At 54.3% G+C, this 12707-nt stretch carries 9 protein-coding genes; 3 read left to right on the plus strand and 6 right to left on the minus strand.

Features of this window, described 5'->3' with window-relative positions:
- Positions 1 to 103: 103 nt before the first annotated feature.
- Positions 104 to 2146, plus strand: a complete 2043-nt coding sequence (locus V3C40_RS27695; RefSeq protein ID WP_331779095.1) for a hypothetical protein — start codon at positions 104 to 106, stop codon at positions 2144 to 2146.
- Positions 2147 to 2376: 230 nt separating this feature from the next.
- Here V3C40_RS27695 and V3C40_RS27700 read toward each other — a convergent pair whose 3' ends face one another.
- The 3 genes from V3C40_RS27700 to V3C40_RS27710 form a co-directional block, all read right to left on the minus strand.
- Positions 2377 to 2697 carry a 3'-5' exonuclease gene (locus V3C40_RS27700; protein WP_331779096.1) on the minus strand — a complete coding sequence of 107 codons (321 nt, stop codon included), beginning with the start codon at positions 2695 to 2697 and terminating at the stop codon, positions 2377 to 2379.
- 92 nt (positions 2698 to 2789) lie between these two features.
- Positions 2790 to 6224, minus strand: coding sequence for a hypothetical protein (locus V3C40_RS27705; RefSeq protein ID WP_331779097.1), 3435 nt, complete (start codon positions 6222 to 6224; stop codon positions 2790 to 2792).
- 269 nt (positions 6225 to 6493) lie between these two features.
- Positions 6494 to 6958, minus strand: a complete 465-nt coding sequence (locus V3C40_RS27710; protein ID WP_331779098.1) for an LPD7 domain-containing protein — start codon at positions 6956 to 6958, stop codon at positions 6494 to 6496.
- A 156-nt stretch (positions 6959 to 7114) separates the two neighbouring features.
- Here V3C40_RS27710 and V3C40_RS27715 point away from each other — a divergent pair.
- Together V3C40_RS27715 and V3C40_RS27720 are read left to right on the plus strand one after the other, a co-directional pair.
- Positions 7115 to 8373, plus strand: a protein-coding gene (locus V3C40_RS27715; protein WP_442907321.1) for an IS3 family transposase whose coding sequence is annotated in 2 segments (ribosomal slippage) — positions 7115 to 7463 and positions 7463 to 8373 — 1260 coding nt in all. Because the reading frame shifts where the segments join, the coding sequence is not laid out codon by codon here.
- A gap of 1302 nt (positions 8374 to 9675) precedes the next feature.
- Complete coding sequence (locus V3C40_RS27720) at positions 9676 to 10644, plus strand: hypothetical protein (RefSeq protein ID WP_331779099.1); 969 nt, start codon at positions 9676 to 9678, stop codon at positions 10642 to 10644.
- Positions 10645 to 11148: 504 nt separating this feature from the next.
- Here the strand turns inward: V3C40_RS27720 and V3C40_RS27725 are convergent.
- Genes V3C40_RS27725 through V3C40_RS27735 form a run of 3 tightly spaced genes read right to left on the minus strand, consistent with a single transcriptional unit; the run spans position 11149 to position 12675 of the window.
- Positions 11149 to 11583: a hypothetical protein gene (locus V3C40_RS27725; protein WP_331779100.1), complete on the minus strand. Its 435-nt coding sequence runs from the start codon at positions 11581 to 11583 to the stop codon at positions 11149 to 11151.
- A gap of 37 nt (positions 11584 to 11620) precedes the next feature.
- Complete coding sequence (locus V3C40_RS27730; RefSeq protein WP_331779101.1) at positions 11621 to 12178, minus strand: hypothetical protein; 558 nt, start codon at positions 12176 to 12178, stop codon at positions 11621 to 11623.
- Between the two features lie 53 nt (positions 12179 to 12231).
- The gene (locus tag V3C40_RS27735) at positions 12232 to 12675 is read right to left on the minus strand and encodes a single-stranded DNA-binding protein (protein WP_099411097.1); all 444 of its coding nucleotides are present in this window, start codon (positions 12673 to 12675) and stop codon (positions 12232 to 12234) included.
- Between the last annotated feature and the right edge of the window lie 32 nt (positions 12676 to 12707).

Below are 12707 nucleotides of genomic sequence, written 5' to 3' on the forward strand. Positions count from 1 at the left end.
ACAGAGTATGATGCGTGACATTCGACAATAACAACCAAGACCGCATTACGTCTCCTTTTTATAGGCGCAGCATGTCTCGGGATCACAGACCTGCGAATTTTTAATGAATGCATACCCAGAGCGCGCGTACGTACCCAGCCCTTTATCCACTGCAGGCGTAGGTTATGCGTTCGAACACAAGGTTCAAGCCTACTATCTTCTGAAACTGATCGAAGGCACAGAGTCGAGGCTTGGGAAACTGACGCGACTGCAGTTCCAGGCTCGCTACGAAGGAGTCAAGACGGACGACTTGATTTGTTCGTATGTACGTGGCAACACCACCATCCGTGTATTTGTGCAGTGCAAAATCAACATCGGGGTGAGCGAAAGTAATCGGGAATTCAAAAGTACATTGCTGAACGCTTGGGGCGACTACACGGCCGGCTTGGCCGATGCCAACTTTGCGTACCGGCATGGCACAGATTTTCTTGCCCTGATCTACGATGCCGATACGACCACTTTGAATATGAAGATAGCGCGCAGGCTAATCCAGGTCGCGAAGGACGCCAGCGACGCATTCGATTTCGCGAAGAAATGCACGACGAAACAAGATCAGGAAATCCTCGACATTATTGCCCGCGTTGTCCAGCCACGTGACACCGGCAAGCCAGCCGAATTCCTATGGGATTTTTTGAGGGCCTTGAAATGGAGTTCTTTCCAATTCGAGGGCAATACGCCGATCCACGATGACGAGGTACTCAATGCCATCACGCGCCTCACAGGCCATACTGAATCGGCTCGCCAGCTGTGGTCAGCACTAGTCCAAGAAGCCACTAGGCTGAACGGGAACGCGGCAACAGTCAACGCCGGCAATCTTGCAAACGTACTGGATAGTTCAGTGTTGATGCCGCTCACAGCCGGCGTCCCATCGCCGGCTAACGCAATTCGCCTGGTTTCGTTCCCATGGGCGGCGCCAATTTGGGCGTCGCAGCATTTGCAGAGGCGCGGACCTATGAGCGGTGGGTGGAACAGAATCGGAGCGGAAGAACTACTGCTCTATCTCAGGGCGGTGCGGACGGCTGGATACCTGGCGCCAGCCGTGGTGCCTCAAGATGCCCACGCGTGGGCCGGCGCAATCGCCTGCAACCTGGACCAGCTCGATGGCAGTTTCGACGACAAGGCTGCTTTGGCCTTGTTCGTCATGCTCAACGTGTCAAACCAGAGGGTGCAACAAGAGCTCGTTTTCTGGTCAGTACGCCATGCCGCAGGGCCGTTCGTTTTGAGCACAAGCGACGTGGAGTACACGTTGCGAGGCATATATCTTCATTATTACGGAGAGGATGCTTCCGATTCATCGCGGCTTTCAGAGCATATTAAAAGTGAGCACGCACACAGGCGCAGGCTCGACACGTGGCGCTCTATGTCTTCCTTGCTGCTTATGCGGTGGTGGTATTTCGCCGACAGGAGCGATGCCCCGCCCGCGCCCGAGATCTCTGTCGACTGGTTTTGCACAATGCGCTGGTCCCTCGGCGACAATTATCCCGACTACCGTCATCCGGAAGAGGATACGTGCGCCACGCCTGGTGTCGTGGGAGTTGTAAGCTTTCAAGCATTGATCAGGGCGGTCCGCAGCGGATGTGTCGGTGAGGTCCTGTCCCGGTATCGTTTGTGTACGTCGGAACCGACCTTCGAACGTCTGCTGAATGTACACGCAGAACTGGTGGCGCATGTCCGCCTAAATATTGTCTATATATCCGCTAATGACGTCTATATTCTCCGAGAAATGGAGAAACTACTGGGGAATTCGGTCGCTGGTGAAGCGCAGGACTATATCGACAACAAGCTTGTGATCCTGCCAGTCCAGGCGCATTTCCCGTTGCTCGACAAGGAGGTGATCAACCAGCCGTTTACCAATTTCAGCCTTGCCCGCGCATTCGAGGAGCGGGCAAGCGATGAACACGCAGTAGCGCTTGAGGAAAGCGCCTGGGTGAACCAGCATACCGATCCGCGACGGCTATGGGGATCTAGCACCATCTTTGCCGATGTGATGCTGGCAATGACCCTGCGCACGCAGATGTTTGCCAACAGTCGGTCGGAGGCCACCGTCGCGAATATGCACGGCATCGGTGTTTCCCAGCTGAGCATGCGAGCTGTGTTCCACGAATGAGCGGTGTAACAGCGCCGCCAGATGTCGCGAAATAGCCTTGGCATTTAGGCCATCAGCGATCTTTAGTGGATGGAATCGGGTTGTAATTGCAGTCGTTTTATGTGTTTGGTATAAACAGCCAGCGGCATTTTCCATCCCAAAGCTTGCCTTGACCTGGTGTTCGGCGACAACGCGATGGCATCGGGTTCTTCTTGGGAATGAATAGACACATGCGAGCCTCTAGCTTACCTTCAGTTCTGCATGCTTCGTTTGTGCAATTCAGCAACCCATGGTGAGTGATTTCCCTCTTCGTACACTAGGCAAAGCTCTTTTCTCGGTCGCGTAACACCGACATAAAACAGACGACGCGCTTCGCGAGTTGCCACGGCATTTTTATTGTCGTGCCAATTGGGGAAGTCTCCGTTATTCACGCCAAACGTGATGACGGCGTCGAATTCGCGCCCCTTGACGCTGTGTAGCGTGCTTAAGGTTACCCTGCCAGTGCCCTCGATGCGGCCGGCAAAGACGTTGAGAGGGATGTCGCGTCCAAGTGCTGGATCGGTTTTCTCCAATATCTCGGTGCAGATGTTCCACTCCTGGTATCAGGAAGCAAAGGCTTCGAGCAAGCCGGATAATTGCAAATAAATAGGTGCTCATGCTCACGTTAGCTGCAGGATTGGGCCGGGCGGACCAAGTCCAAATATTCGGGTTGCCCGCTCGAGGCCAGGAAACTCACGAGTTCCACCACACGTTTGACTGTTGCGGTTGTGCCACGTGATTGACCGGCCGTCAAGAGCGCTCGAATTGATTGATTTTGTCCTACGGTGACCCATCGATCACCGTTCGGGCTCGTAAGCAGCTGTTCTAGGACCTCAACAGCGCGATCCACATGTGTTTCCCGAACATTGCCCAGCCACTCCACAACGTTGTCAGCAGGCGCCGGGACGAACCCTGAGCGAAACATCCTGAGTAGTCGGTCAAAGAGCCAACTGGGTTCGATTTGATGGTTCTCGCACCACTGCCCGATTGAACCGAGCTCTTCCTTAAATTCGGCACGCACGGTTGCGACCTCGCCAGCGGCAAGTCGACTGTCCCAAAAGGCCAACGCTCGCGTCCGCTGCAATTCCGGGAAATCAGTGGTAGGTTTTTGCAAGTTCGTACCTAGCGACCACATGATATGTTGGCGAACCTTCCCGGGTGCCCTTGTCAGGAAGGAGTCAAGCAACCCGCCCGATTGAAGATCGAGATATTCGTTCAGATAGAGAGCAACCAGATAGTCGCCAAGACGATTCTGGCGGTATTCTTTGCGATCGTTGGCCGTGTCAGCTTCGAGTCCTATCTCATTCACATAGTCGATTCGCAGATCGTCAAGCTTTGGACCAAGTGGCCCACTGTCGTGAAGAAGGTGGCTAAGCCATGCAGCGCGCCGCAGTTGTTCATTGGATCGTACAAACAGCGATGCTATATTTTCGGTGAGCCAGCTCTCCCCAAAATAAAACAGCCAATTTAGATAACGCCCAAGGATCGACCGCGGAATGCGACCGTTTGGTGAGCAATCCCCAAGTTCAGTCTCCAATGCAGCCATGACCGTCGGCGTCCGCGCGAGGGTTTCGCGCGGTGTGTTCGCATGCGTCGACCCTGCTTCCTTGCTCAGCCAAAAGATCAACAGTATGCAAAGTTCAACGGCAGATCCCCGCAAGGTTGTTTCGGATGCGAAGTACGGATCCCTCTCAAATCGCTCCTCGAAGTCTTCAAACTCAGGCGCCTGAGGTGCGTGACGCTGAAGCATTAAGAGCAGATTTTGAACTTCTGCCTTGTGTTCAAAACCAATCCCAGCGGCGCCACGCCGCAACCCTGCCTTCAGGAGTTCGCACCCGGCTGCGCAGGCCCAATGCCATTTCGGGTCCTCGCCTTCTGCAATCGAGGCCGAAGAGATTGGCTCGTTCAGGCGGGTAAAAGTTAGACCGAGCAGCTGTAGAACTGAGGTCCAAGGGAAGTCGCGCTGATTTCTGGTCGCATCGGTCAACCCATCAAGCAATCGATGCACGTAGACGACAGGAAGGTCGGCAAACTGCATGGCCTCTTGCGCATACTCCACCGGTTTTTGGGCTGCGGCGCTCATTAGTTTCTGAGCAAGAGCCGTGATAGTCTGACGCCGTGGCTCCTCGCTGGGCTGCCAGGTACGCAGGATTACGACGATCTCAGCGATGGAGTGCCCCGCAAAATCTGCGGTTGCCAGCGGACTATCTTCCTGCCCAGTACAGTATACTTTCCGCCAAGCCTCAGGATCGCCAAATTCGGCGACAATTGCATCGACCACGCCCTGTCGATCTGCCGGCAGTGCAGCCCGCCAATACCAACGTGCATCGCGCAATACGTGGGCCGAGAAGGCACGCACCTCTTCAGCATTCGGTGGCCGCTTCTTGCGCTCTTCAACGCGCGCCTTCCAGTCGTCCATATAACGCCCTGAAATGGCATCTGCTTGTCGGAGGACAGTCTGCTGATCCGAGAGCGTCAGTGATGGAAACCAAGCAAGCGCAAGGCGCGAGTACTCGTGCGTGCACCATGACGCTTCGAGAAGCTCGGCATCTAAGAGCAGTGACCTTGCGCGCTCGGACGCAGCGGCCGGGTGGTGCGAAAGCAAGAACATTTCCAAGCGGCGAAAGAACTTCGGCGTATGTTTGCCAAGCACGTCTAGGACAGCTGACATCTGCAATGTATCGTCGTGGATGACCTGCTCGGCAGAAAGTCGAACTTGGCACTTCAATGCGTCGTAGACGCTGTAGTTAGCGTTCGAGTCATCCGTAATCGCTCCTTGGTCGTATGACGTAGGGTCGAACTCCGGATTATGGCCAGCTTTGCGACTGGCCACCGCTTGGTTCAGGAGATCGCTGAGCAGTTCTAAGGCTCCCAGGCCAAATGCTGTTGTCAGCATGGGCGCCAACTGTTGCAAGCTGTGCTCATACATGTGTTGTTCGTAAAGGCTTGTAATGTTGCCGTCGTCGTCGAACACCTGCAGGAGGCGGGCGGCAACCGCTAACGCTGCGGCGCGCTCGCCCCCATTTGAAAGTCGCTTGACCAATTGCGCAGCCGGATGAAGTGTAATGAAATTGGCATCGCGGTCAAGCCATCCGACCGCGACCTCCGCGAGACACGCGGCTTCGGCTGCCGGAAAGGCTGCGATGATGTCCATGCCGCTACGCCTGACATCGGGATGTTTTGAGGAGGCGACATTTCTGACTGCCATGGCAACTAGGCCTCTTACAGTTGAGTCCTCAGACTCAGCCATGCGCCGCAGATAGCTTCCCGCTGGCCATTCTCCATACCGTCCGGCGTTGATACCTGTACCCGTGAGCCCAGGCAGCGGTGGGCCGATGAGTTTCAGCTTGACCAGAAGAGGCAACCAATCTGGGGTTTGCAATCTCTGGAAAAAATGCCATTGCAGCGGCATTGCACCGGGCACTTCTGCCCTGAATAAATCGGCCGCTTGTTCTTTGTCGGACATCGCCGCAAGTTCTTCGACCCGTCGCATAAGCACGCTGTAGCACCTTTGCAGTGATAAAGCGACGGCGCGAATCACCATCTCGAATGGCTGCTGGGATTTCTTCCAAAATTTTTCGTCGACCGACAATGACTCGTGGAATGAGTGCTCATGCGCTCTGCCAGCTGTCTTAGACAGCGAAATCCAAGCCTTAGCAACATCACCGTCAGGTGCGAGTCCAAGACGTGCGGTGATTTGACGAATTTGATTCGCCTTGCTGGTCCGAGGCTTAAGTGCGTCAACCGCTTTGTTGATTGCGGCGTCGTCGAATCCGAGTCTTGACAGTTCTTCCCTTGCTTTGATGTGCTGGGGATCGATTGACTCTTCTATGGGACGTATCTCCAGTGACGCGATTAGCGACCGCGTCAGTATTCCATCGAGCTCACGCAATGCATGGGCGGCGAGCGGCCGTGCGACGCGCAGCTTGAAAGCTCCAGATGCCAAACGGCAAAAGTCGACGTAGCGATCCGAAATCGCGCGGCCGAGTAAGCGTTCCAGCAAGTTGGTGGTGTCTTGCTGTTCGGCGCTCAGCTCACCGCTCTCATTAGATTCCGTCATCGATTTGACCTTGATTGGAAAGAACTATTGTTTCGGCGCAATGCCTAGGCATGTACTTTACAGACGGCCAGCGCTTATGGAGCCTAAAAACAGTCTAACGGCGATGGCTGATCTTAGCCGTTAACTGATATTGCCAACATGAATTGTATCGTACTGGTACACCCAAACGGGCCACTTGAGCGAGATGTTTTTTTGTCTCAATAAGGTTGTATTTGTGTTTTCGATAAGGACAACACAGCACTCGGCCGGCTGGTCGACCGGGCGAAGGTTTAAGCTGGCGTCAGGCCTGCAGATCCGCCGCATGGCACCCAGACGGCATGGTTAGCGCTCCGGCCCTTGTCTTTATCTTTAATGCTGGGAACTGGCTCAGACGGAGCGATATTCTTCGGCACTTCGGGCGCGGCCGGCGCCGGACGCCGTTGCTGGTCGATGAATTTGCCGCCCAGTTCACGTTGCTCGGCCCGCTTGGTGCGCTCGGACGCCAGCTCGGAGGCTTGGCGCTGCCGGATTTCCTCCAGTTTGCGGTTCTGGAACGTAATTTGAACGCCAGCCTCGGCCGCGATGCACGCCGTGCGCTCTTGGAAATCCTTCGGCGCCGACACCGTCAAAACATCGCCAAATTTGGCGTGTGCGAGGCGCAGCGCCGTTTCTATCGCCATCCGGTCGGTCTGGAGCATCAGCAGCTTGTCGCCCTTGTCCTGGATGATGGCGCGGCCGGCCAGGGAATACACCACGTAAATTGATAAAAGGGAGACTATGTCGAACAGCCAAGGATAGTGGGATAGCGTTTACTACGCCTCGTTCTCTCGCCCCTTCCGGTTGAAATAGCCCCTTGATTCACCAGACACAGCCTATGCGTTATTCTTACGGATAGGAATAGGACTGTGCATATGACTAGGAACAAGCAAACAATCGAGGTGGTGACGGTGAGCCAGGAGCGCCGCAGGCGCTGGTCTGCCGAGGAAAAAGCGGCGCTGGTGCGCGAGACTTACGAGCCAGGCATGAACGTGTCGCTGGTCGCTCGCAAGCACGGCGTCGGTGCAAGCCAGTTGTTCAACTGGCGTAAGCTCGAACGGGAAGGCGCGCTAACGGCGGTCACTGCTGGCGAATCGGTGGTACCGGCGAGCGAACTGGCCGCTGCACGCGCGCAGATAGCCCAGTTGCAGCGCATGCTCGGCAAGAAGACGATGGAGGCGGAAATCCTGAAGGAGGCCGTCGAGTTCGCTCGCGAAAAAAAGTGGATTGCGCGCTCGCCCTTGTCGGGCAAGGACGACCAGTGAAGCCGGTCTGCTCTGCCCTTGGCGTAGCGCGCTCACACGTAGCCCAGCTGCTGGTTCGTCCCGCGGACTGGATCGACGGGCGTACCACTCAGACGTTCCACCAACCTACCGACGCCATCCTGGTCGACGCCGTGCGCGCCGAGATTACAGCGCTGCCGACCTATGGCTACCGCCGGGCTGGCGCTCTGGTCAACCGCACGCGCGCCTTGATGGGCTTGCCAGCAATCAATCACAAGCGGTTTTATCGCGTGATGAAGGCGAACAGTCTGCTGCTACCCAAGGCGCCGAAACGCCCAGTGAGCAGCCGCGTGCACAATGGCGCGGTGGCGGTGGACGAACCCAATCAGCGCTGGTGCTCGGACGGCTTCGAGATCGCCTGCGACAACGGCGAAGTGGTGACCGGTGTGTTCATGAAGGATTGCTGTGACCGAGAAATCATTGCCTGGCGTGCGTGGGCCGAACGTGGCCTGCCTGGCGAGCCCGTGCGCGACATGCTGGTGGAAGCGGTCGAGACAAGATTCGGCCAGGCCAGCGTCGGCTCGACCCGGCTGGAATTCTTGAGCGACAACGGCGGTGCCTATCGAGCCCATGAAACGCACGCGCTGGTGCGCGCACTTGGGATTGAACCGGTGCATACACCGGTATGCAGCCCGCAGTCGAACGGCATGGCCGAGAGCTTCGTGAACACGTTTAAACGGGACTACGTGAACTTGATGGACCGCAGCAGCGCAGAAATCGTTCTGGCTCAACTGCCAGACGCCTTTATGCACTTCAACGAGGTCCATCCGCATTCGTCGCTGAAATGGAAATCGCCTCGCATGTTCAGGAGGGAGCTGGCGCGCCGGGCTCAGGAAAGCGGCGCTAACTAAACGATTGGCTGTGTCTGGTTATACGGGGGCAAGATCACGGTTTTACTATCACTGCACCATGTTCGTGGAAATCGGTGAAGTGATAACTATCTGCTATCCTCCGGAAATGATTTGTCCCAGTTTATGCCATATGTCCCATGTGTAGATGGTATGTGCATGATGCGTAGCGGAAATCAGCATCTGTCCGCCGAAGTCAGACGTGATGAATTGCTCCGTCCCTGCTTTGAAAAGCTTGTACCAATTCAACAGGGCGGGCGCATTTTTCAAGGCAATTGCGAGCGGGGATGGTTTCGATCTTTGAGACATAGGATACTCTCCTTAAGGTTGAAAAATGGGCCATACGCTTATTACAACGAATGGGCTTTAAATCTCTTAGCCGTCCGCCTTCGGCTTGATTACTTGGCCGGCGTCGCACGCGACTACCTTTGCGATTGCGCAGGCGGCGTGCCACTCAAACGTACTGTCACGACGTTCTGTGCGTGGAAGCTCAAGCCGCATGTTCCCAAACAGACTTGTGAATTTCCTGTGGTGGGTTTTCCATGGGATAAAGCCCGGCCGACGCCAGCGGCGCAGTAATCTCAAGCACTGCCGCCTGCGTCAAGCGTGAACCTGGTGGCTAAAACAGTCGTCTGGCTTGTCTAGTCCCGGGTTTTTTTCCCAGCGGCTAAATCAGCGCACAGCTGTCAAAAAGATTGGTCAATGGGAGGGAAGTAAAGGGAAGTGGAAGCAAGCCGATGAAGGCGATGTACCCGGCAGGTACGATCACTGGCTGTTCATCCAATAGTGGGGGTTAAAGATACTGCGGTAAGACGATGGGAATGCCTTGCGGCTGCTTGTGCTGTAATGGGTGGCTCTAATGGCGCATTCCTCTGTCTATAGTGTGGGTTAGGCGTTGTGTTCTGTAGATTATGTGACTTCTACCGGAGCAGGCTGCTGCTTGTCCTTGTAGTGTATCAAAAGGTGCCAAGCGCCCTTTTCCATAATCTAGTCGTGATTGCTAGACTAATTATGACGAGCACGTTGTTAGAGATAGAACGGAACCCGAAGGCCGGAGAGGGACCAAGTCCGGCGGAAAACCGGGATCCATGGGCGTGGGGCCCGTGCGGAAGGGGACGCTGAAGCGTCCGGTCACTTGCACATGGCAATGTATTCTGCTGGAGCATCGATCCCTCCGCACTGGCGTTTTACGTTTATCATCTATTCCAAACAGCAAAAGACATTTCGTCCCAAAGCAGGAAATTTGATGGCGTTGCGGCTCACGCTGATGTCCGGCTGCTAATAAACATACATAGATAGGATTGCATGGTGGAAACAAAAAATTTGCAGCAGGCGATTTTTGAAAAGTGTCACAAGGCATTATTGAACACAGTACCGGCAGCGTCGCTATTGACAGCGGACTCTCTACGACTGTCGCCCACCGTAGCGATGTTTCTTCTGGCGGTCGATGGCATGACGGGTAGTCCGATGTCAGGGCTGACTGAAGAAAGCCTGACAGCAAACTTTGCCGGACGGCTGGCCGCGCAATTTGCCTGGGCAGTAGAGTGCATCGGCAACGAAGGTGGCAAAGCCGCGATGTGGGGGGAGTACAGCAAAAATGGACAAGGCGAGCAGTCGGAATCAAAACGCGGAGCAGATTTCGCCCTGGTGGTCCCCGTCAGCGATCATAAAGTGAAAGTAGCGATATTTCAGGCGAAGAAAGTGCTGAACGAGAGCGCCAATATTAGCCAAGCAGGTAGTAAACACGCCCCAGATCCACAAAAAGACAAACTGTACGATACTGCGCAGGTCATCGCCGCCGCTGCCCATGTACCTGATGACGAGTCCCTAACTTGGGTTCATTATGTATTTTGGCGCGAGATGAATAAATTTCCCAAGTCGATTTCGCTGGCTCAGCTCAAACCGATCCTGATAGATACCGAGATAGTTAACCTGAGCAAGATTGATACCTCCAAAGGCATCTTCGGCAGCTTCGCCGAACTCCTAGTGGCTGCCACGTCGAAGGAAGACGCCTCGGACGAAAAGCAATTTGTTGTGGCAGGTTGGCTTCACCTCGACCTCGAGGCGGCGAAAGTTTTTTTGCCAGAACTGTGTGCGCTGACCGATGTTGTCTTTGCCGACGAAGAAGGCCAAGGCGGAGATTTCGCAAATTTGCTCGCCGCCGCTTCGGACAATTGCCTTGATGTAAAAATCGAGCCGGTGAATCAGCAGTCGATCGTGGCTCAAGAAGTTGTAACGCGGACTACCAAGAGAAGTCGAAAAAATAGCATATGACCCAAGGCGACGTTATTTGTCGTGGTGTTAATGCGATGCGGTGACATTTACCACCCGAACTGGGGTTGTCACGACGAGCATGCTGGAAAGACGGGCTCAGCGGGACGGCGGTCAAGGCATCCCGGTAGTTGCCAGCGTAAATCGGACGTCAGGCAATGGGGACTGCAGCTGGCCGACGCGCCGGACGATTTGCCAAGCGCGTGTGATATTCGATTGGGTGTAGGTCGTGGCGTTGAATGGGGTATATACCAACTGCAAGGACTTCATCTTAGCAGTTGGGCATACCCCGACATCCTATTCCAACATCGCGTTCGCCTGGAGGCTAGCTTGTACTCGTGGAGCCTCAGGCCTAGTCCCCAGTTGTCGCATCGCTTCGGGGCAAATTTTTCATTAGCTTCATCGCCTCGTCGTGGTAGAGGCAAATGCATTCGTCTTGATACAAGAAGGTGGCCTCTATTTCCCGCATGATGTGCTACCTCTACATTTGATTTAATATCTGGTCGACTAATTCCTACGAGAAACATACGGGATGTAGATCGGCCAAAACCAAGCATAGAAAATTCTGAGCCAGCAGCGCTCCCAAATCGTCAAGGCGGACAATTCATTCGCAGACGGAACTTTGACTAGGTGTTGCACCACGAATCCGATAGTGAGGTAAACCAGTCCAAGCCAGAGCACAAAAATCGATCGGTGGCTGAACCACAACCAGCCATACAAAAGATTGGCATTGAGAACTATGATCACTAACGTTTTGATCGGAGAGCCGAACTTAGATGCGTCTCGCTGCGCACCCTTGGCCGGCGCTTGGAGGGCGCGCTCAATCATTTGTTCCGGCGTCAAGTTTTTGCGCTCCTTAATGATGGGCCACCACCATTTCAGGACAAAATGGGCACCGATGCCACAAATCACCAAAAGTAAGATCAGACCGGGGATATCCATTGGTATTCCTTTCACTTATTAAAGCGCTGGAACAGTGTTAAACACCGAGAATCTGCTGGATACGAGCGCTAATTTTCTGGCGTGTATTGCTGCTGGACGCTATTGGGTCAGTGGGATCCACACAAAACTCAGCAGAAACGTCGCTGCCAGTACCATTTTTTGAAAACTTGAATTCGAGCCACATTGCTCGCGATCCTCCAGCCACGTCGTACGCAACCGTTTGAGCCAAATGGTAGAAAGAGCCACCTTGTTTCTCGTGTTTGTACCCTTGATCGACAAGATAAGTTCTATCGACTAATTTTCGATGAATCGCAATTTGCTCCGGCGACTTAAATCCGAAGCGCGACATCGCTCGCCCATAGAGAGTATCCACATCGAGCTTACTTCTCTGATTAGGGAGCACGGTGCAGCCTTCTTCTTTGGAAGAAATAGCACCCGATGTATAAATTGGCCCAGCAGCACGATCACTCAGTCCTGGTGGTTTGGCCACATCGGTATCGATTTTTATCAGGCCATTCAGTGCGGGATCAAAATTCGCGCAGCCCGAGTATATTGTCGCGAGTACACCTACGAACAGTACGTTGATGATTTTCATGATAATTCCTAAAAAAGGGCCGGAACGCTGGTCCCGGTTAATCAGGAACAGACCTATGCTTGTTGCTCATAGAAATCGGTATCGTCAAATGGCGCAGATTCGTCCATGGTGCTTGGCGCGCTTCGAGTGCGAGACTCAGCAAACTGGACCGAATTAACTCGCGTAGGCGACAAGAAAACAGCGCTCGCTATGACCGAGAACGCGGTGACAGCATTGCCTGCTTCATCATGCGCTTCAAACTGCATAAGGCGCCCTTCGACCTTAACGCGCGTGCCTTTACGCAGCAACCGTGCGCAGTTTTCAGCCGTATGCTCATATGTAGTTACTGGTAGCCATATTCCCCCACTTTGCGTATAAGAACCGTCGCCGGCTTTCTCGTATTCATCAAAAAACACGCGCATTTCTGCCGCCTTCATCGGTTTACCTTTTTTCGCGATGATGTTTTTAATGGAAGGTGCATCAGCTAAATTACCGACCCCTTGAAATGTGTTTGGCATTACAACCTCCGAATAAATATGGCGCCACGTGT

Origin of the sequence: Janthinobacterium sp. LS2A, from assembly GCF_036543145.1 — a bacterium.
Classification (GTDB): Bacteria; Pseudomonadota; Gammaproteobacteria; order Burkholderiales; family Burkholderiaceae_D; genus Janthinobacterium; species Janthinobacterium aestuarii.